The sequence below is a fragment of the Paenisporosarcina sp. P4_D4 genome (assembly GCF_056401835.1).
The window spans coordinates 1-20,185 of record NZ_JBFUIO010000049.1; the positions used below are offsets into that span (position 1 = coordinate 1).

Below are 20,185 nucleotides of genomic sequence, written 5' to 3' on the forward strand. Positions count from 1 at the left end.
CAGTTGGAGGAAAAAGGAATGGAAGTTTATGTAGTGCCTGAAGAGGACTTACCGCAGTGGAAAGAAGCAGCAAAACCGGCTTGGGAGGCATTTACTAAAAACTCTGGCGATTTAGGGAAAGAACTGCTTGAAATGGTTGATGAGCAGTAAGGAGGAAAAAACTAATGAAATCGCTGTATAATTTTTCCGATTTGCTCATTAGGTTTGGTGCTTATGCATCCGGATTTTTCATTATGGTGACAACTTTCATGATTTTCTTTGAAGTCGTTTCTAGATGGCTTTTCAACAAACCGACAATCTGGGCTACTGAACTGTCTATTTATGCAATCATCGCCAGTTGTTATTTAGGAAGTGCATATGCGGTACGAACCTATTCTCATATAACAGTGGATTTACTAATCAACAATGTTAACGATCGCATAAAGACATTGCTTGCTTATTTATCAAATGCCATGGGATTAGTATTCAGCATCATCTTTACTTATTATGGTATTCATCACGTGATGAATACCATAGAACTGGAAGTTACTTCTGCATCTTTGCTGCGTGTTCCGATGTACCTGCCTGAAATGTTCCTTCCTATCGGTGGCGTACTATTGTGCTTGGCGTTCATTTTGCAGATTGTTGACGGCGGGATACATAAGGGAGGGGAGCACATATGAATATTTTCTTTGTAGGTGGTTTGGGAACTCTCTTATTGCTCGGACTGCCGGTTGCGTTTGCTCTTGCTACTCTCGCAGTCGCGGGGATGTTCTTCTTTAATGGCGGAACCTTTTCTTTTATGCAAGTTCCAATCATTTCCTATAAGGCACTTGATGACTTTTCTCTAACAGCATTACCGATGTATGTTTTGATGAGCCAGGTTTTATTGGTTAGTGGAGTTGGCCGTGATCTTTACGAAATGGCTAGCCGCTGGTTTCGCCATTTCCCAGGCGGTCTCGCGATTGCCACACTTTTCTGCTGTGCCATATTTGCTGCAATATCTGGATCGAGTGTAGCTACTGCGATAACTATTGGTTCGGTTGCTTTGCCAGAGATGGTCAAGCGTGGATATAACAAAAGACATGTATTAGGTCTGCTTGCTGCGGGTGGTACATTAGGGATTTTGATTCCACCAAGCGTACCAATGATTATCTATGGATCAGTGACCGGTGAATCCATCGGAAAACTGTTCATCGCTGGAATTATACCTGGACTCATACTGACGCTTTCTTTCATGGTATTTGCTGCCTACCAAGCACGCCACCTTAAAGATGCACCTGCGACTTGGAAAGAGAGAATGGAAGCGACTAAAACTTCCATCTGGGGATTGATGCTGCCTGTAATCGTTATTGGAGGGATTTACACAGGTATTTTTACTCCAACTGAAGCGGCTGCAGTAGGTGTCGTGTTGAGCTTTGCGATTGCTGCATTCTTCTACCGTAATTTGAACTTGGAAAACTTCAAGAAAATCATTATTTCTACCGTTAAAACAAATGCGATGATATTGTTCATCATTGTCGGTGCGATGCTGCTTGGCTATATCATGACAATCTTGCAGATCCCACAAACTATTACTACCTATGCAACTGAACAAGACATCAACCCATGGGTCATCTTTATTTTGATTAATATTGTGCTATTAATCTTAGGGATGTTCCTGGAAACGATTTCGATTTTGGTTATAACATTGCCAATCTTATACCCTATCATCGTGGCATTAGGCTTTGACCCAATCTGGTTCGCAATCATCATGGTAATCAACATGGAGCTTGCTTTAATCTCACCTCCAGTCGGACTGAACTTGTTCGTACTGAAAGGAATTGATCGAACAAATACCATCGACGAAATCGTAAAAGGCGTTATTCCTTATGCTATTATCATGCTACTATTAATGGTCCTACTGTCGATATTCCCAGAGATTGCAACCTTCTTGATTAAAGAAGATGTGCATTAGATGGTGTCGACTATATTAAACTAGATATGTAAATCAAAAGGGAACTAGTCAGTTGATGACTTAGTTCCTTTTCTTAACTTTTTCAATTCAAAGAGTAGGATGGACACCGAGATTGGAAGGTGGTTGGTATTATCACTGCTATTAAATCCTTCATTCACGAAGGGAAGTCGGTAATAATCAAATTGAAGACGCAAAACTGTTGCTCTAAAGACTGCTACTGATGAGACATCATAATAAAAATTCGTATGGCAATTTTCCGTTGATTCCATTATGAATCTAAAAGAAAAGACTCTCCAAAGAGAGTCTCATGTGATATAGCGTTAGTCGTTTTCAACAGAGTTTTCTAATTCGTCTTCAGTACTTGGATTGCGATTAGCTTGAACGTTATCAACACCATTAGCAGATGTGGAATCTGATTCCGGGTTTGGCAAAGGGTCAGAAATAGGAGCGGGTTCAGGAACTTGAACAGGTTCGGTTGCTGGTTCCTGTTCATTTTCATTTGGTTTCGATGAATTTTCTCCTTCTGAGACAGGAGGGACTTCAGGAATCGTTTCAGGAACAATAATAACCGCTTGGTCCATTTGAGCGATTGCTTCGTTCATGATTGAATTGATTTGTGCAGTAATTTTATCTTGTTGTTCAGTTGTATCAACATTCAAATTCTCAATTAACTCATTTGCATACTGACGGAGTGAAGCAATACGATCAGACTTCTGTTTTTCCGTAAATGCATCTAGTTCTTGTTTAGCAGAATCCATTTCGTTTTTCAATTCTACTTTCAATTGAGCTAGAAGTATTGTTTTTTCATCCGTAATCGCTTTATCAATTTCATTAAGGGATTCAGATTMTTTATTTTTAAACCAATTAATCAATAGCGTGCTTACATCTGCATCTGCGAACGTAGTTTTCACTCCACTGCCAATCCCGAGAGTTAGCACTACTGCGGCTACCAACAAAATTATCTTTTTTCTCTTTTGAATCTTTTTATATTTCTCAAGTCTGCTTAGCATTTCGATACCTCCAGTTACAACAATAAGGACCCCAAACTACGAGGTCCCTAATTATTAATATTATTATTTGATACCGTTTACGATTGCATCCAAATCAGCTTTAGCTTGTGTTTCAAGCGCAGCTGCTGCATTAGCAATACTTTGTTCTTGAGCTAATACAAAATCATCTTTGATTTTAGTAATCTTTGTACGAAGTTCAACAATTTTTGCATCGATTTTTGCGTTAATGTCTTTTACAGTATCACTTGTTTCAGCATCCAATTCTGCTTGGAGCTGATTTTTAGCAGTATTAATGGCATCTTGCAATTGTTGTTTTGCCGTTGCTGTAGCTGCATTAATATCATTTGTCATTTGAGTTGTAGCTGCAGTACCCGCTGCAGATGTATATTGACTTAAGTCATCGTTAGCGTCTCTAAGTGCTTTGGCACCTGCTAAATTGATACCTATTTGCGCCGTAGTTGAAAGAAAATTAAATTGATCTGCCATTTTACTACTAATCTCTGCTTTTTTACTAGTAACATCATCAATATATGCATCAGCTGTAGCTTTAACACTATTGTTCGTCGAAGTTTCCATAGTATCAGCTTTCGTATTAATGCTTGTAGTTGCTGCAGTCTTCATTCCTGCGTATTCAGTTTCAAATTTACCTTTTTCCGCATTCCCATAAGAAGCAGTTTGACTTGCAACCGATAAAGAAGAAGCAAATAATTTCCCATTGTACCAGTTTTGTAAATTTGCTCCTGCATTTGAAGCTGCAAATGCTGCTCCAGCGCTTGATAATAATACTACTGATACTGTTCCTGCGATTACTTTACCTTTGATTGTTTTTAACATTTGAATGTCCCCTTTGTGGTTGGTTTTTTGAATGAATTCAAGCATTTTGCTAGATCCATTTGAATGCTATTCACTTAATACTTCTTCTAAAATTTCTTCTACGCTTTGTTCGATGTCTTCTTCGATATCCTCATTCATATTCACTTTTTTTGAATACACTTTGAGGTTTTCATCTTTTAATTCTGAAACTGTTTGTTCCAAGCGATTTTCTGTATCGATTTGGTATTGTTCAATTTCAGTTGTTGCTTCACTAACACGTTTTGCCGTGAAGCTTGCAAGCGTGCTATCAAAAGATTGTTTGGCTTCGCTTACAAAGATTTTAACGTTCGAAAACGTTTTCCAGAGTCCAGCACCTGTTTCCACCCCTAATTTCATGCTTTCATTTTGAAATGAATGTTCATACCAATTAGAAAGGTTGGTTGCAGAGTCGGTTTTTGCATACATGGTTCCTGCACCAAGTAGCACAGAGGATGCAATAATAATTCCAAAAATCTTTTTCAATAATTCCTCTCCCTTCCAATTGCTTGTACGATTCTTTCAAAACGGTCAGCAACAATTGGAGCAAATAGATGATGCAAATGTTGTTACGAATAAGCTGAATTGAAAAGTTGATTCATTCTACCTCTCCCTTGGGGCCAATAGACCAGAATAATTTATAGTAAAAGTGAAGTTTCACTTTACACCCAAAACGAAAACTCTTACATTTATTACTAATAAATTAGATATAAATATCTATACTATTCACAAAAAATAAAACGATTCATTTTCCATTGATTCGTTTTTCCTACAACCTTAATTTAAGTCATAAAAAGTTATTAGTACATAAGAGGTTTTGTAATCTTCTGTCGATAACCTATTTTTCTTTGTATTTAAAAGTCGAAACAGTATAAAGGAGATTAAAAATAGTCATAAAAATTTTAACGAAAATCATTTTCACATAAAAAAAGCTTGCGCATAATTCCTATTAACTACCATATGAAAGTTGTTCGTTTATGTATTTTTCCGATATAAGGAGTGAGAGCATTAGAGAAACTTGCATGACATAAAAGCATCAAGCTAAAAAGTAGCATTTACTCAAATGGCCCATATTGGAAGAGATTTTAATCACAATTGAGGGTTGGAATATAGAAGTGATGTTTACATATCATTGTATTGAAATCTGTTATAGAATTAAAAAAAGTTTAATAATTGGTAATTATTATTAAGAAAGGAATGGGAAAATGAACTTAACTTATGAAATTTTACCTGACGAAAAGATTGAATGCCTTCGAGATACTTGCAATGAACTTATGGCTTTTCAAAAGTCAAAAGCATACATAACTCCAGAACTCTTTGACAACATGAATTTTGACACACGGTTGATGCCTTCTGTTAAAAAAGCATTACATAATTACACGGTTGTCGTTAAAGATGGTGAGCAGATTGTTGGGTATGTCTATTCGAATATCTCTCCTAAAGAAACATATTCAAATGAATTTGCCACTTTTTTTGACCTATCTAATGTTAATAGAATGAATGTAGGGTGTTTATCGCAATTTTATATTAAAGAGGAATATAGACAATACGGAGTTGGATCGACGCTTTTTAAGTTGTCGATGGAGTGGTTGAATCAATTTGAAGATGTGGAGGATTATTTTATCTTTGTCTCAAATGGCAACGAAGCCGCATTAGAATTCTATAAACGTAAAGGCTTTACTGTAAGTCATGAAATCTTGGAAGGGTTTATCACGGTTTTACGAAACAAGTAAGTGAGTGTACGTAAATTCAAATTCAACATAAAGGGATCTGGAATATGGAGAAAAAACTAGCTCATTATTTAAGCATATATCTGGAACAATACAATGAGCCTACTTATGAAGTGACTAAATTGCCTACACTTAATAACACCTTGAGTCAATTCCATCAATGGGCGAATGGCAAGCCGGTGATTGCTGCCTATGACGTAGCTAAACCCGGGGAAGAAAGCTATTATTTCTTACTCATCGATTGGCATCGAAATGACAACTATTACTTGGTGATATATGCGCATGATAAATCCACTACAATTGCCGAGCTGAACAAAATAATCGAAGAAAATGGTGTCAACTTTCTATCGTGGAAATACAACCCTTTAAAAAGGGATGGCAAAAATGACATTCGGAAGTCGTATTATAAGCAAATTTTTGGATCGACGACGATGAATATTCCACTTCCAACATCAACTGTGGAAATCGAGGATTTTTTGACTCAGTTGTTCAAGCTTTGTCATAACCGAGTTAGAGCGGACAAAATTGTAGACATATATGATTTTCAATAGAAAGAAGTGATTTACCTCAAGTAAAGTCGCTTTTTTTGTGGGGAAAATTGGGTGAAACCGATTAAAACAGGTTTGAAACCGTTTAAAATTCTGTTCATGCAGATCAGTGATGCCGATAAAATTTCYTAATCCATAAAAGATAGTGATGATACGGAACCGGGTGCATTGGTTTAATTTTCACTCATAATCAAAAGCATAGGAGCGGCCGAAATTGCATCTTCGGCCGCTCCCTTTTTGTAAATAGGCTTTCAATTCTTTCGTTTGCCAACAGAACTTGCATATACATAAACAGCCTTGGGAAAAMTCATATTGTTTAGATGGGGCAAAAAGGGAATAATATACATACATAGTATTGTTGAAAAGGGAGGACTGGCCGTGAAAATCAGAATCGAATGGAATTACCGAACACCTAAAGGAACCGAAACCTTCTTCCAATCCGAAGAATTGCCGATTGCGCATGCTTTGCTGATTGCGGAAGATTTAGAGCGGACGAAGCGTACAAAAAAGGTAACGTTCACGGATGAGCACGATAGCACGTGGACGGTGAAAGAAATGAAACAATACTTGAAAGGGCTTGAAACCGAACCACATAACATCACGGTTCATTTCGATGGTGGGTTTGATGTCGCGACAAACAGTTCTGGATTAGGCTGCGTCATCTATTATGAACAGAGCGGGAAGTCATACAGATTGCGACGGAACGCGCCTTCTGCCGAACTGATTTCAAATAATGAGGCGGAATATGCGGCACTTTACTTATGTCTGCAGGAACTCGAGCTCTTGAACGTCCATCATCTCCCGGTCAAAATCGTTGGGGATTCACAAGTGGTCATCAATCAGTTGAATGGGGAATGGCCAGCGCTCGAATCCAATCTCTCCCGGTGGGCAGACCGGATTGACGAAAAGCTAAATGAACTTGGTCTCCAGCCCGAATACCAATTGGTTCCACGTAAATCGAATGGAGAAGCGGACCGATTGGCGACGCAGGCATTGAATGGGATTGAGATACTGGCGACTAGTGAGTTGAAGGCAGAGTAGGAAATAATAAAGCATATAAAAGAAGCAGCCTTGGAAATCTATATCGATTTCTGGGGCTGCTTTTCATTATTGTTCTAAAATGGTGAACTGAACGCCACCAAACGTTTCGTCATTCAAGAATACTTGAACCAATAGAAAAGCGTCATGTTTATTGTTTGCCCAGTAAGCAGCTAAACGATAACCATCATCCACCTCTACCCAATCCGATTCAAGTTCATCAGCTTCCCCGTATGTTAAACGAAGCTGATCGTACATGTAGTCGAAATAGTTCTCAATTGTTTCTAAGTCAGGCGCATTATCTGCCACATAGTGATAAACCGATATGGAGACGAGTTTGTTGTTTTCGAATTCGTAATCCACGTCCGCCATTAATCCGTAAACAGTTACATCCGTGTAGGTCAAATACTCATTTTCCTGACTGTAGAAAACACCGCCTGATAGGTTCTTGACTTGTTCCATCGTCATCCCAAGTGAAATCTTATCAAGGGTGGGAGTTTGTACTTGAATTGGGAAAGAAGCGTTAATGCTCGCATGGGTTTTACTGCTATATTTCTTCACTAAAGGCATAAACACTTCTGTGGAAATCGCGAAATTTAGGTTAGCACTCAAACTATCAAAACCACTGCTTGTCATCCCGATTAGTTGCCCACTCGTATCAAATAATCCACCACCAGAACTGCCGTGGTCAATATCTGCATTAGTTTGAATCAAAGAAACGCCATTAATTGTACGGAACGAACTAATAATGCCTTCCGAAACTGTATTTTGCAAGCCGATGGGGCTTCCGATTGCAACTACTTTTTCACCTTTAGCGAGCCCTTTGCTGGAAGGACGAATTGCAACAGTTGCTGTTTTGAACGTTTTCGTTGTTTTGATTAAGGCAATATCTTTTTTGGCATCGGATTCCACAATGCCTTTTACATCCAACTTTTGACCGTTAGTGAAAGTGACGGTCGCATTCGTCACACCATCAATGACATGGTGGTTTGTTAAAATCAAGCCATTTCCAACGACGATTCCACTGCCTTGTCCTTGATCAGTATCAATAAGCACAATCTTGGCATCGTTTAAGCCTACAATTTCTTTTGTTGTATAAACTTTTTTGGTTGCTTTTGGAACTGGTACATACTTAATGGAAGAAGACTTCTTAACAACATTACTCCCAGTCAGCTTATAGACACCACCAAAGCTTTTTGACTCTCCGTAAATGCCATGCTCATTTCCTTTTTTCAACTTCTTCACAAATTTCAACTTACCATTACTAACCGAATATAAATCAGTATCCTTCAAAATCTGGATTTTACCGACCATCCCAGTTTGAATCTCAATCTTGCCCCACATGTTTTTCGACGCTGCAGAAACGGGCGTACTTGAGACTGTAAAAAATAAAAAAGCAGATAACATCAAAATAATTAACTTTTTCAATGATAACAATTCCTCTCGTTGCAATATTTTAACAATACAATTAATACCATATGCGCGTAATAAAAGCACTATGAAAATATAAATATTGGAAATTATATAAATAAATAGATTAGCAAATGCGCCCCGAGCTTTAATAAATGGTCGTTTTTTTGTTCATAGTGAAAGCTTTTAACCGATAATAAAAATAGTAGTGGGAAGTTACTAAAAAGATTTTGTTGTCGGCTGCGTTATAGGTAATTAAAATGATAAGAGATGTCGAGAATAATAGCGCTATTCATACATATAGAATGTTTTTCTTGAATTTGTTTTTACAATGCCAAGTTTACTTGAAAGGGGAAGTCACATTGAAAAGTTTCGTTATGGGTTTATCTGTGACTTGGCTATTATGCTCTTATGGAAATGCCACTGTTTCTGCCGAAGAGTACGAAGAGAAACGAATGCTCGTTGTATTTGATGAAGAACTTAATGAGCAGGAAATGAAAGAGACGGTGTTGGAAGCTGGCGGTGAAATGACAGAAGCCTATACAGAGGTGGATATGGCGTCTGTCGATTTGACTTCAGCAGAAGCTGCCGATCTTCGAGAAGACCCTTCTGTGCACCTTGTCGAGGAAGATATCGTCCTCAAGCTCAATAACCAATTGGAAGATTGGGGGATTGAGTCTACTAGAGTTCCATCAGCTTGGGATTCTGGATTTACAGGTAAAGGCATCAAAGTCGCAGTCATAGATTCAGGAATTTCTCCGCATAGTGACCTTGACATTGCTGGAGGTATTTCGACGGTTGGTTACACCTCTTCCTACAATGATGATCAAGGACATGGAACGCATGTGGCTGGAATCATAGGTGCACGCAATAATAGTTTTGGGGTGAGAGGAGTCGCCTATGAGGCGGAAATTTATGCGATAAAAGCATTTGACCGTAACGGCGAGGCTTACTTATCGGATTTAATCGAGGGAATCGATTGGTCGATTGCAAACGGCATGGACATCATCAATTTGAGTTCAGGAACACAAACAAGTACTCGTTCATTCCTTAATGTCGTTAACAAGGCCTATGACAGTGGGTTATTGATTGTGGCGGCCGCTGGGAATGATGGAGCCCCGAATGGTCTGGGTGACACGGTCGATTTTCCTGCGCGTTATGCTTCGGTAATCGGTGTCGGTGCTGTTAACAGTTTTTTTGAACGGGCATCCTTTTCCTCCACTGGTCCAGAAGTCGAAGTGGCAGCTCCAGGTGTGGAAATATTGAGTACCTATTTAGACAATCAATATGCTTATATGAGCGGAACGTCAATGGCGACGCCATATGTGACAGGTCAACTTGCGTTGTTAAAGCAAGCATATCCTGAATTGACAAATGAGCAGCTTCGACTAGTTCTGATTGAACATACTAAGGATCTAGGCGCGACAGGGAGAGATCCGTATTTCGGCTACGGTTTTATCCAGGCAGCTTCTTTCCTGGATCCGGTTGATTTCCAAAAAGCAAATCCTTTAACAGGGATGATTTTGAGTGTCAATTCACTAACTGGCAAGCCTGGGGAAATCATAGCAGTCACTGTATCGGCAACGTATAAAAATGGCAAAGTTCAAGACGTAACAGATGCAGCGAATTGGACCTCAGCCAACACTGCAGTAGCGACGGTTACGGGTGGTAAGGTAGAGTTGAAGGGCTATGGGAGCACAACCATTACAGCAACCTATGAGGGGCAGTCGACAATGATTGTCGTTAACAGTCCGAATCCCCAGACTCAAGCTGTTCCGAAGTTCCAGGATGTCACATCTTTCTATTCACCAGCAGTTACGTATTTGGTCCAAAATCAAATTACACGTGGCATATCTATGACTGAATTTGGCGTATCGAAAAATATCAAACGTGCGGATGCAGCCATCTGGTTGGCCAAAGAACTTGGCTTGAATAAGGAAACTGCAAAAGCATCTGGATTTACGGACGTACCAGACCGCGCGATTGGGGCAGTTAATGCACTTAAAGAAGCAGGAATCGTTGGTGGTAAAACTACCACGAGATTCGGAGCTTACGATAGATTGACTCGTGGAGAAGTGGCCATTATCCTTCAACGTGCGTACAAGCTTTCTTCTGACGGAAGTAAATACCCTTTTTCTGATGTATCTCCGAAATACAGCGATGCAGTCGGCGCTTTGGTTGCAAACTATATTACAGATGGTATCTCTCCTACGAAATATGGCGTTTCTAATTCGATAACCCGTGGTCAATTGGCAGTGTTTATGTATCGGTTGTCAAATTAATAGAATATATTTGAATCCAGCTTAGTTATAAATAGGCTGGATTTTTTTATGAATAACGATGGAGTTAGATGTTCTATTAAACATATTAAATATAGTAAATTCTCTCTAATACAACGAAATTTTTGATGCAAAAACAAGGTACGGAGTGAATGTTCACTCCGTACCTTGTTTTCATTTTTCACCTTATGAGAATCAACCAATTATATGAATGATAACTATTTCAAATGGTTGGCCACGTTCTTTTACGTTTAGAAGCATTGATAGGAACGAATCTTGTGCGTATTCAAAATGTGATATGTCCATCCCCGCCTTCTTCACCAGAGATAGCAACGATTATTTGTCTGCCTACGAAGGTAGGGAAAAACCAAAAGCTTCTGCTGTTTGTTAGCCAAATATAGGTGTTGCGGTATAGACAATTCCTGATTCTGCTGGGTCCGACCTGCCATGCTGGGATCGGTAGAGAGAAGTCAGGGGGTGGTACCATTGGCAGGAGGGTAGCACCGGGTGGGGATCCAAATGGGGGTGGCTCAAAATAATCATTTGAGAGCTCTTGTTGGAACCCTTGTGGAAAGCGTGATGAATCAAATTCATCTCCATTCCGATAAAAAGGATTATTTGTCAAAACTTCTACCTCATTCCTCGTAATCTACCCTTCAGCATATGTCACACTGCTTGCTTGGAGTGGGGAGACACACAGACGAGGTTTTGATTCAACCGAAATAAACAAAGCAACAAGCACCTCAGCTTTATCGACGGGTGCTTGTTTTATGAAACTTTAATTCTCTTATTTCGGATCGATTTTCGTTGCATCGCGAGTTTTTAATCCATGGGAAAGGAAATAAAAAAACGCACCCCCGAGCATGGCCAAACACAATATAAACCCAATTGTAAGCGCTAAATAGTACGACATATGTACCGCCTCCTTTGTGGAGTATATGCAGGGACATGCCAGTATTTGATAGGGTGGTGAAATATATTTGAATGTTAGTTGTTACATCATATTTGGTGGGAGAACTGGATGAAACAGATTAACACAGGTTTGATGCCGATTAAATTGCAGTGATGCGGATTAATTTGCAGTCGGTGTCGAAAGTGTAGCCGTTTAGGCTATATGCAATGCAGAAAGCTGCCGAAATTGTATTTTCGGCAGCTTCCTTTCTAGGTATGAAGTTGTATATTCTTTCGTAACCCAAAGGCTTTTAAAATACATCTTCGGCTGCTTTTCTATTTGAACAGGTATTCTTTTTGGGTTTCGTAGTACTCCATAAATTCAATAAAGTCGGCTTCGTAATCGTCGACGCTTTTGTGTTTGACGTTGTCGAGTGCGGATTTTTGGAATCTATTGATTAGTTGATGCAATGTTTTAAGGCGATCTATATCTTCTTTTGTGGCTTGGTTGCCTCTTGCTTTGCGGTGGACTTCGTTGAGAACAACGTTAGTGTCATAATCGAAGTCAAAGCTATGATAAGCTACGGTTTGTCCCGCTGGATTAATGTTAACGACAAATCCAGACAACCAGTGGAGACGTTCTCCCAGCTCTTTTTGACTTCCGCCTTGTTCGTAACTTTCAATCGTATCCTTTAGAGCGTATTCAAGCTGGGCGTACTCGAGTACATATGCTTTGAGTTGTGTTTTTTCAAAGTTGGCGCGCTGTTGAACGCTCCACATAAGTGATATGCCGAGCAGGATAGCAAGTATGATGGTGGCGAGTTTCCAGTTATTCATGGTTATTTCCCCCTAGATTTCCATTTTACTGAAAATTTAATAGAAGAGGATAGGTACAAAAGCCATTTTTTGTGTCTAGAGTTAACTTAGTTGGAAAAATGGGAGAAGTGGAGCATATATCTAAGGCAAGGGGGCGGCTGAAATTGCATCTTCAGCCGCCTTCTTTTGTGAAATGGTGTGACGCTTCTTTAGTAAACCGAAAAGTTATTGAAATCTTCATTCTTTTCTGACAAAATGAAATGAATGAAGATTCATACTGATGGGGGTTGGGATGATGTATGCGACTTTAGGGAGTATTTTCGATCAGACGGTGAGTAATTTTCCGAATCGAGAGGCGCTTGTGGATTTGAAGCGGGGGCAGCGTTGGACGTATGGGGAGTGGCGGGACGAAGTACACCGTTTGGCGAATGCGCTGAGTTCAGCTGGGGTTGAAAGAGGAGATCGGGTGTCGACGTTTTTGTTCAACACGAGTGAGCTTGCGACGACTTTATTTGCGTGTGCCAAAATCGGGGCTATTTTTAATCCGATAAATTTCCGGTTGAAGTCGGAGGAAGTGGCATATATTTTAAATGATGCAAAACCAAAAGTTGTGATGTTTGAAGATATTCTGAAGGATCAGGTGGCAGTGATTCAGCCACAATTTCCAGAGATTCAGTTTTGGTTTATTAATGAGAATACACCAGATTTCGCAATCAGCTATCACTCGGAGGTTGGCAGTGCGCAATCGACTGCTCCAGCAGTGGAAGTAGACGAGAAGGATACGTATGCCATCATGTATACGAGTGGAACGACGGGGCGTCCGAAAGGCGTGATTCACCGTCACCGTGATATGGCGGAGCAAAGTCTTATTTGCACTGCCGTGTTAAAGTATACGAAAAATGATGTTGGGCTTGTAACGGCACCGATGTTTCATTGTGCTGAGTTGCATTGCTGTGTGATTCCGAGGGTTCAAGCAGGTGCGAAGAGCGTTATTATGCATCAATTCCATCCGCAAGTTGCGCTTGATACGATCGAGCAAGAAAAAGTGTCGGTGATGTTCGCCGTTCCAACGATGTGGAGCATGATGGCAGACCTTGAAGGGGCAGCGTTGAAAGTCGGGACGTTGCAACGAGGGTTGTATGGTGCTGCGCCAATGGCTCCCATTCTTGTTAAGAAAGTAAAAGAAGTTTTGGGTATCGATTTGATTCAGGCATATGGCCAGACGGAAATGGGGCCGGCGATTACGTTTCTAGCGGAAGACGAGCAGCTAACTAAAGTGGGTTCAGCTGGGAAACCTGCATACAATCATGAAATCCGCATTGTCCAGCCGAATGAGAATGGACCTTCTAATCCGGATGCTATATTGAAACCGGGCCAAGTGGGCGAAATCATCGTAAAAGGTCCTTGCATGATGGCCGGTTATTTCAATCGCGAGGATGCGTCAGAAAAGGCGCTGTATAAAGGATGGTACCATTCAAGTGATTTGGGGTACATGGATGAAGACGGCTATTTGTATGTGGCAGACCGTGTGGATGACATGATCATCAGTGGTGGCGAAAATATTTATCCGCGTGAAGTGGAAGATGTGCTGCATGAACACGAATCGGTGCAGGATGTAGCGGTGCTTGGGATTCCTGATGAGAAGTGGGGAGAGTCGGTGCTGGCGTTTATCGTGACGCAGAATCCTGAACTTACGGCGGAAGATCTTGAAAAATTCTGTAAAGGAAACGACAAACTGGCTGGTTATAAACGTCCGAGGCATTATCAGTTTGTTAATGAATTGCCGCGAAATGCTAGTGGGAAAATTCAAAAGTTCTTGTTGCGGGAACAGCGAGTGGAAAGCGGCAGTATTTTGTAATGTTTAGTTTGGCGTGATAATGAAGGTTTAACAGTTAGGGGAATCCTGTGAAAAGTAAAGCAGTGACGATAATTGTAGGTATGATGATGAGTATGGGGATGTTGTTTGTTGGTTTTTTTGCGTTGGATCGAGTGGCTAAGAAAGAAGAGACTGTAAAAGTACAGGGGAACGTACCTAAGGAAGACGATGAATTGCCTGTAGTTGAACAGCCTGAAAAAGTCGAGCAGTTGGAAACCTTGCCGAACGCGGAAAACGAGGTTGCAAAATGGAATGCGACAGCATCTGAGTTCATAGAGAGGTATCCTGAGTTCAGGTTTGATGCGACTCGGATAGTGAAAGATGAAATGAAATCCAATGATGAAGTTACGACGTTTTCGCATGAGTTCAACACTGCGGTGAAAATCAGCTTGGTCTACACGGTAAATAACGAAACCGAAGAAATCACTGAAATGAGGCTTATCTGTCATGATACCGGTCCGGATAGTGCCGCCATTTTTCATACAATGAGCATGTTCATCAGTTATGTCGATGACGAGATCCCGACAGACCGTGCGGGTGAATTTTTAGGGGATAACACCTTTACTATTAGGGAATCGGGTATTTATGAACTTGAATTGAACGGGAAAAAATATGAATATTTATCGGATATGGATCAATTTATTCGTACACTGGTTTATCGAGTTGAGAGCTAAAATGTGCTTTTTCAAATAGATGATAGAAATGAAAATCCAGTAGCTTTTCAGGCTACTGGATTTTTGTCTTTAAGTTGCTTTTTCATAAAAAAACCCACCACTACATGTAATTTGTTAAGTGTGGTGGGTAATCCGAGAAGAAGTTGTTACTGTTCGATTTTATCGATGATGATGCTCGGGATTGTGATTTCTCCACCCATTGTCGATTCGTAAGTTAACAAACCATCTGATGTACCCATCAAAGTAATCAAGTCGTCTTCTAAAATACGAGAAACTACTATATATGAATCGTAACTTGCATAAATAATCTTATCGTAATCGTCATTGACGGCAATTCGAACTTGGGTTTCACCATCGCCTTCCATCACTTGAATAACCTTACCGTAAAATTTAACTTTTTCGCCATAGAAGTCATCTGGTGTTCGTGCTAATTGATCATAAGTGATGCCAGTATCATAGCCTCTTCTTTCTTCTTCTTCAGCCTTTTTCTGTGCTGCAGCTTCTGCCGCGGCTAGTGCTTCTGCTTCTTTCTTGGCTTTAGCTTCTGCCGCTGCTTTTTTTGCAGCTTCTTCTGCAGCTTTTTTCTTAGCTTCAGCTTCTTCTAATGCTTTTTGTTCTTCAATTCTTCTTTGTTGTTCTTTCTCAGATAACTCAAACCAAGGTTTTGCTTTTTCAACTGTTGCATTTAATTGAGCGATTTCTTTCTTTTGTTCACTAATTTGAACATGCAAAGCACCGATTTCTTCTTCTTTCTTCGAAACCTTATTAGATGCCGCACTTGAACTAATTACAAATAAAAAGAACACCACTACAACTGCACTAACGATAGCGATTACTTTTTTACTTTTCCAATCAATATTCATTTTTTCCTCCGAAAAATAATTTTTTGTTGTACCCACTGGACTTTATAAGATTAGACTCATTCATATCATGTATAAGTGCTGCACATGGGTAAATTCAACTGGATTATAAAGGTTAAAGTAAGTCCATCGACTATTATAGTGTAAAAAAGTATATTATTTTACAATCAGATAATTGAAAATAATATACTTATATATGTATATATTTGTGAAAATTATACATTATCGGAGTGTGTTTAGTCTTACGAGTTGCTAGTCTCAAATGATCTTTAATTACCTAATATTAATAACAATTAAGAAGAACTTGAAAATGCATCTTCAGCCGCTTGTTTCGAGTAATTGATTTGTTGTAGAGTTATCGTTGGAAAATTTTGGTCAAGGCATCGATTAGATGAAATCGTTTGGTTCCTTATAGAAACCAATGAAAAAGGAGCAAAAGCATGACAGGAAAGACACACATCATAGGCGGTTTGACAGCAAGTCTTGCATACGCACAATTTACAACATCTGATCCCGTACTATTGGTAGGGGCAGGGGTTATCGGAGCGTTGATTCCGGATATTTGTCATGGCGGCAGTAAAATTGGACGAACATTCCCGTTCATTTCGAAAATGATTAATGTGATTTTCGGACATCGTTCTTTCACCCACAGCTTGTTATTTTTATTCATCATTTCGATTCTAATGAAATCATTTGTAACAAACGAAGCAGTGATAGAAGGAATTTTGGTCGGGATGGTCAGTCATTATGTGCTAGACATGATGACACGTAATGGCATTAAGTTGCTATTTCCATTCAAAATACGTGTACGATTTCCATTGACGACTAAAACAGGTGGCACAGTGGAATCACTCGTGCTCGCTGCACTGTCGGTTCTTTCGGTGTATTTCGGGTATGAAGCGTTTAGGGTTTATTTATAAGAAGTGAGGATGAGAGAAGCGACCATGTCGTTTCTCTCATTTTTGATGATAAGGTATTGTGCAAACTGGAGATCCGTTCTGTCAACTTAGAAGTAGGATGATTAAGTGAAACATTACGCCAACAGTAAAGATTGGAAAGCGAAGCGTGCAATCCTAATTAAATGGGGGAATCAAAGAAATGTCTAGGTATAAGGGATGGTTTTGGATGATCCCTGCCATTTATAGTGAAATTTCCTATATACTTCTGATGGAAGGTTTAGGAATTAGGGGATTTTAATGACATTCTCGGTGATTTCTCTTCCAACATAAACGAATAATGGAGGTTATAACGTTGAAAAAGTGGAAATGGAAAATCGCTTTATCGGCATTGTCTTTGTCGCTTGTCTTGCCACTATCTGCAGGGGCATCTGGAAAGTTTTCGGACGTCGGACCACGTTTTGAGCATGAAATTAATTATTTGGCTGAGCGTAATGTTGCCAAAGGCTATAGCAATGGAACGTTTGGAGTCAATGCAACTGTCACAAGAGCAGAAGCTACAGTAATGATTATCCGAGAACTTGGCATACGATGGGATGGTGCTAAGGATCCAGGCTTTACGGATTTTAAAAAAGGTGACGGTTTTTATACAGAAGTAGCTGCAGCTGTTGAACAAGGTGTGATTCAAGGGAAAGTGGCCAAGGATGGTACACGCTATTTTGATCCGAGTGGTTCCTTGACTCGTGCGGAAATGGCCATCATATTGGCACGTGCGTATGATATTCCGCTAGATCGTAGGGACATTCCTTTTAAAGATGTTTCTTCAACTACAACTGGGAAGAAGGAAATCGATGCGTTATTCAATGGCGGAATATCATTTGGCTATGAAAATTTGTACTTTAAGCCCTATGCAAAAATTACCCGACAAGAGTTTGCAGGATTCCTTGGACGAACAGTAAACAAAGAATTTAACCCAATGTATATGGAATATGTTCATTACGACCCGGACACTCTGCAGCGGGTGAAACCGACATGGCTGACAGAACAACAATTGAATGCAATGGAAACTGAAATGATTGCGTTGATTAACAATGCCCGTATAAAAAAGGGGTATGAACCAATCGTTTTAAATGAGCGTTTACAGGATATGGCTGGTTTGAAAATTAGAGCGATGGCTAAATATCCATCTGATGAGAGAGTCATGGACATATATAAATTTTATGAAGATAAATATGGAGAGAAACTAAACGGAGATTATAGTGAGCGTTATGCAAATGGCTCAGTGGAATCTGCATTACAACAAATATTGTCTCAGGCAATCAATGAACCTTCTTTGTATGACGCAAGTCGCAAAGAAATGGGCGTAGGAGTTGCACAGGAAATGGACGGTTCATTCACGTGGGTCATCTCTTTATTATCTAGATAACATATTTGAAAAGGACTTCTATATGTGTTGAAAAAAAATCTACTTTGCAGTTGAATGAAAGTAAGGTGTTAAAACTAATATAGAGTTAGTAGAAATCCAGCAGATTTTTTTGCTGGATTTTTTCTTTCCAAAAAATATTAGAATAAAAATGAGCAAGTGGGGTAATAAAAGGAAGAAGAAAATATTTAAAAGCATTTTCAACAATAAAAGAGCTGAGGGTGATGAGAATGAAAAAAATGAATCGTGGAATCGTTACGGCACTATCTGCCATTGGCGTTGCGCAAGGGTTAAAGGTTATTACACATAAGAAAAATACAGGTGTATGGGATTGGCGACCATTGTTTCAGACGGGTGGCATGCCGAGTTCACATTCAGCTGGAGTAGCGGCACTTGCTTCTTACGTTGCAGCGAATAAAGGAACTCGCCATACTGAAACAGCTCTTGCCGTCGTTTTTGGCTTTATCGTTATGTATGATGCGCAAGGAATTCGTCGTCATACGGGTGAGATTGCACAACTGGTAAATGATTTAGAAGATGAATTGGTCGCATTTTCTGGTGATTATCCAAGTTTCCAGTACACCGAGCGTGAAGGTGAGCTTAAAGAACTACTTGGCCATCAACCGATTGAAGTACTGGGTGGCGCATTATTTGGAGTCGCTTATGGTCTTATTGCAGCGAAGTTTGAGAATGATGAGCGACGGAAAAAACGTAAATATGGACATCGCTTGGAAGGAGCAGACCGCGTTTCCTGGGATTGATTTGAATAATATAAATTGCAAAGGCAGCCGAATTACCGGCTGCCTTTTTTGTGTTTATCATAAAATTTTAATAGGTGCCTTCTAGTTTTTGAATGAAGTCTTTCATCGAATGATAGGGAGCTATGCCTTGTCTTTTCAATTCGTATGGAGAGTCATTTAATTTTACATTTCCCGTCACGGTCGTAAACGCCATTCGTATGCCTGCATCATAAGCAGCTTGTATGGTCGTKTGATTGTAATGACCAAATGGGTAGGCAAGATATTTTGTTCTGAGAAGGTCATTTGAAAATGCTTTTCCCAATTGGGCAGTGCCCTTTTGAATATCTTTTAAGATTGCGTCATAAGATTCCGTTGTGTACATGCCCGATCTAGCACCAGGTTTGTATAGGTGCATGTCATTGGAATGATGTTGGTAGTCATATACATCGGAAGTTTCTCTAATTTCTTTTAACCCTACATATTGCAAATCACTAGCGATCCAGTAATCTGAAGATTGCCGAATTTTTCCTGTAATAACGAATGACGTAGCATGAAAGTCCAAATCTTTTAACAGAGGATACGCTAAGTCCACAGTTGAGGTTATTCCATCATCAAACGTAATGGCAACGACTTTTTCAGGAAGGTTCGTTTGATAAGTCAGCCAATCATCAAGTTGCTGCATGGATATTGTTTTCCACTTATTCTCTTTCAAGTAGCGCATTTGATCCTCAAATTGCTTGTATTCAATCGTCATATTATTAAAAGCTTGATTAGATTGAGCTTTGTCATGCATCATGTGATGATACATCAACACAGGAATGCCATTATCTGTGCGTGTTTGCAACTTTTTGATATATCCTTTTGAACCACCGAAATTAATTTCATAAAACTCTTTGTCCTCTTTAATGATAGGTATGCGAACATTAGAATTCACATATCCCAGTGAAGGTGAGCTTTTAGGTTGTGAAAAAACCACAAGTCTATTCTTTGCGATGACAGAAGATGTACCTTTTTCTAAAACTTGTTTATTTGGGAACTCTACTTTTTCAGCATGATTTTTATCTACATTAACAAATCCATTACCAAATGAAACGTGATAAAATTTTTCATCCTCTGACTCTATGTAGTATGTTTGTCCTTTCATAAACGTCGCAAAACCCATTTTTTCATTGCCCATATGTACATATCCACCGATATTGAATAACGGTT

General features: G+C 39.6%; 19 protein-coding genes. 11 read left to right on the forward strand and 8 right to left on the reverse strand.

Going from position 1 to position 20,185, the window contains the following annotated elements:
* Positions 1 to 164: 164 nt before the first annotated feature.
* The gene (locus tag AC1DSL_RS11500) at positions 165 to 662 is read left to right on the forward strand and encodes a TRAP transporter small permease (protein WP_477532274.1); all 498 of its coding nucleotides are present in this window, start codon (positions 165 to 167) and stop codon (positions 660 to 662) included.
* Entirely contained in the window at positions 659 to 1,936 is a 1,278-nt protein-coding gene (locus AC1DSL_RS11505) for a TRAP transporter large permease (protein ID WP_477532275.1), read from the forward strand. The genes AC1DSL_RS11500 and AC1DSL_RS11505 overlap by 4 nt, the downstream gene beginning before the upstream one ends.
* 320 nt (positions 1,937 to 2,256) lie before the next feature.
* Here AC1DSL_RS11505 and AC1DSL_RS11510 read toward each other — a convergent pair whose 3' ends face one another.
* From AC1DSL_RS11510 to AC1DSL_RS11520, 3 genes are all read right to left on the reverse strand, one after another.
* Positions 2,257 to 2,946, reverse strand: coding sequence for a hypothetical protein (locus tag AC1DSL_RS11510; RefSeq protein ID WP_477532276.1), 690 nt, complete (start codon positions 2,944 to 2,946; stop codon positions 2,257 to 2,259).
* Between the two features lie 63 nt (positions 2,947 to 3,009).
* Positions 3,010 to 3,780 (reverse strand): hypothetical protein, encoded by a 771-nt coding sequence (locus AC1DSL_RS11515; protein ID WP_477532277.1) that lies wholly within the window; start codon positions 3,778 to 3,780, stop codon positions 3,010 to 3,012.
* 66 nt (positions 3,781 to 3,846) lie between these two features.
* Complete coding sequence (locus tag AC1DSL_RS11520) at positions 3,847 to 4,281, reverse strand: hypothetical protein (protein ID WP_477532278.1); 435 nt, start codon at positions 4,279 to 4,281, stop codon at positions 3,847 to 3,849.
* A gap of 719 nt (positions 4,282 to 5,000) precedes the next feature.
* Between AC1DSL_RS11520 and AC1DSL_RS11525 the strand changes: the two genes are divergently transcribed.
* The 3 genes from AC1DSL_RS11525 to AC1DSL_RS11535 all read left to right on the forward strand — a co-directional run bounded on the left by AC1DSL_RS11525 (position 5,001) and on the right by AC1DSL_RS11535 (position 7,114).
* Positions 5,001 to 5,528 (forward strand): GNAT family N-acetyltransferase, encoded by a 528-nt coding sequence (locus tag AC1DSL_RS11525; protein WP_477532279.1) that lies wholly within the window; start codon positions 5,001 to 5,003, stop codon positions 5,526 to 5,528.
* Positions 5,529 to 5,572: 44 nt separating this feature from the next.
* Complete coding sequence (locus tag AC1DSL_RS11530) at positions 5,573 to 6,076, forward strand: hypothetical protein (protein WP_477532280.1); 504 nt, start codon at positions 5,573 to 5,575, stop codon at positions 6,074 to 6,076.
* Positions 6,077 to 6,451: 375 nt separating this feature from the next.
* Entirely contained in the window at positions 6,452 to 7,114 is a 663-nt protein-coding gene (locus AC1DSL_RS11535) for a ribonuclease H family protein (protein WP_477532281.1), read from the forward strand.
* A 66-nt stretch (positions 7,115 to 7,180) separates the two neighbouring features.
* Here the strand turns inward: AC1DSL_RS11535 and AC1DSL_RS11540 are convergent, their stop codons facing one another.
* Positions 7,181 to 8,539 (reverse strand): S1C family serine protease, encoded by a 1,359-nt coding sequence (locus AC1DSL_RS11540; protein WP_477532282.1) that lies wholly within the window; start codon positions 8,537 to 8,539, stop codon positions 7,181 to 7,183.
* Positions 8,540 to 8,883: 344 nt separating this feature from the next.
* Here AC1DSL_RS11540 and AC1DSL_RS11545 point away from each other — a divergent pair, with 344 nt between their 5' ends.
* Positions 8,884 to 10,803: a S8 family serine peptidase gene (locus AC1DSL_RS11545; protein ID WP_477532283.1), complete on the forward strand. Its 1,920-nt coding sequence runs from the start codon at positions 8,884 to 8,886 to the stop codon at positions 10,801 to 10,803.
* A 784-nt stretch (positions 10,804 to 11,587) separates the two neighbouring features.
* Here the strand turns inward: AC1DSL_RS11545 and AC1DSL_RS11550 are convergent.
* Together AC1DSL_RS11550 and AC1DSL_RS11555 are read right to left on the reverse strand one after the other, a co-directional pair.
* A complete protein-coding gene (locus AC1DSL_RS11550; protein ID WP_016428185.1) occupies positions 11,588 to 11,713 on the reverse strand; it encodes a hypothetical protein in 126 nt (41 codons plus the stop codon).
* 314 nt (positions 11,714 to 12,027) lie between these two features.
* Entirely contained in the window at positions 12,028 to 12,528 is a 501-nt protein-coding gene (locus AC1DSL_RS11555; protein WP_477532284.1) for a hypothetical protein, read from the reverse strand.
* Positions 12,529 to 12,802: 274 nt separating this feature from the next.
* On the opposite strand from AC1DSL_RS11555, the gene AC1DSL_RS11560 reads away from it, so the two are divergent.
* On the forward strand, positions 12,803 to 14,365 hold the full coding sequence (locus AC1DSL_RS11560) for a fatty acid--CoA ligase (protein ID WP_477532290.1): 1,563 nt from the start codon (positions 12,803 to 12,805) through the stop codon (positions 14,363 to 14,365).
* Between the two features lie 47 nt (positions 14,366 to 14,412).
* Positions 14,413 to 15,057: a hypothetical protein gene (locus AC1DSL_RS11565; RefSeq protein ID WP_477532285.1), complete on the forward strand. Its 645-nt coding sequence runs from the start codon at positions 14,413 to 14,415 to the stop codon at positions 15,055 to 15,057.
* A 146-nt stretch (positions 15,058 to 15,203) separates the two neighbouring features.
* Here AC1DSL_RS11565 and AC1DSL_RS11570 read toward each other — a convergent pair whose 3' ends face one another.
* On the reverse strand, positions 15,204 to 15,920 hold the full coding sequence (locus tag AC1DSL_RS11570) for a toxin regulator (protein ID WP_477532286.1): 717 nt from the start codon (positions 15,918 to 15,920) through the stop codon (positions 15,204 to 15,206).
* Between the two features lie 437 nt (positions 15,921 to 16,357).
* On the opposite strand from AC1DSL_RS11570, the gene AC1DSL_RS11575 reads away from it, so the two are divergent.
* The 3 genes from AC1DSL_RS11575 to AC1DSL_RS11585 all read left to right on the forward strand — a co-directional run bounded on the left by AC1DSL_RS11575 (position 16,358) and on the right by AC1DSL_RS11585 (position 18,997).
* A complete protein-coding gene (locus tag AC1DSL_RS11575) occupies positions 16,358 to 16,837 on the forward strand; it encodes a metal-dependent hydrolase (RefSeq protein ID WP_016428180.1) in 480 nt (159 codons plus the stop codon).
* A gap of 331 nt (positions 16,838 to 17,168) precedes the next feature.
* Entirely contained in the window at positions 17,169 to 18,239 is a 1,071-nt protein-coding gene (locus AC1DSL_RS11580) for a CAP and S-layer homology domain-containing protein (protein ID WP_477532287.1), read from the forward strand.
* 227 nt (positions 18,240 to 18,466) lie between these two features.
* On the forward strand, positions 18,467 to 18,997 hold the full coding sequence (locus tag AC1DSL_RS11585) for a divergent PAP2 family protein (RefSeq protein WP_477532288.1): 531 nt from the start codon (positions 18,467 to 18,469) through the stop codon (positions 18,995 to 18,997).
* Positions 18,998 to 19,064: 67 nt separating this feature from the next.
* On the opposite strand, the gene AC1DSL_RS11590 is transcribed toward AC1DSL_RS11585, so the two are convergent.
* Positions 19,065 to 20,185, reverse strand: a 1,121-nt coding sequence (locus AC1DSL_RS11590; RefSeq protein ID WP_477532289.1) for a polysaccharide deacetylase family protein, incomplete at its 5' end; no start/stop codon positions are given.

Coding starts and splice junctions, on each gene's coding strand:
- AC1DSL_RS11575 (WP_016428180.1), top strand. CDS start 16,358: ATGACAGGAAAGACACACATCATAGGCGGTTTGACAGCAAGTCTTGCA.
- AC1DSL_RS11500 (WP_477532274.1), top strand. CDS start 165: ATGAAATCGCTGTATAATTTTTCCGATTTGCTCATTAGGTTTGGTGCT.
- AC1DSL_RS11515 (WP_477532277.1), bottom strand. CDS start 3,780: ATGTTAAAAACAATCAAAGGTAAAGTAATCGCAGGAACAGTATCAGTA.
- AC1DSL_RS11570 (WP_477532286.1), bottom strand. CDS start 15,920: ATGAATATTGATTGGAAAAGTAAAAAAGTAATCGCTATCGTTAGTGCA.
- AC1DSL_RS11530 (WP_477532280.1), top strand. CDS start 5,573: ATGGAGAAAAAACTAGCTCATTATTTAAGCATATATCTGGAACAATAC.
- AC1DSL_RS11550 (WP_016428185.1), bottom strand. CDS start 11,713: ATGTCGTACTATTTAGCGCTTACAATTGGGTTTATATTGTGTTTGGCC.
- AC1DSL_RS11555 (WP_477532284.1), bottom strand. CDS start 12,528: ATGAATAACTGGAAACTCGCCACCATCATACTTGCTATCCTGCTCGGC.
- AC1DSL_RS11525 (WP_477532279.1), top strand. CDS start 5,001: ATGAACTTAACTTATGAAATTTTACCTGACGAAAAGATTGAATGCCTT.
- AC1DSL_RS11560 (WP_477532290.1), top strand. CDS start 12,803: ATGTATGCGACTTTAGGGAGTATTTTCGATCAGACGGTGAGTAATTTT.
- AC1DSL_RS11505 (WP_477532275.1), top strand. CDS start 659: ATGAATATTTTCTTTGTAGGTGGTTTGGGAACTCTCTTATTGCTCGGA.
- AC1DSL_RS11585 (WP_477532288.1), top strand. CDS start 18,467: ATGAAAAAAATGAATCGTGGAATCGTTACGGCACTATCTGCCATTGGC.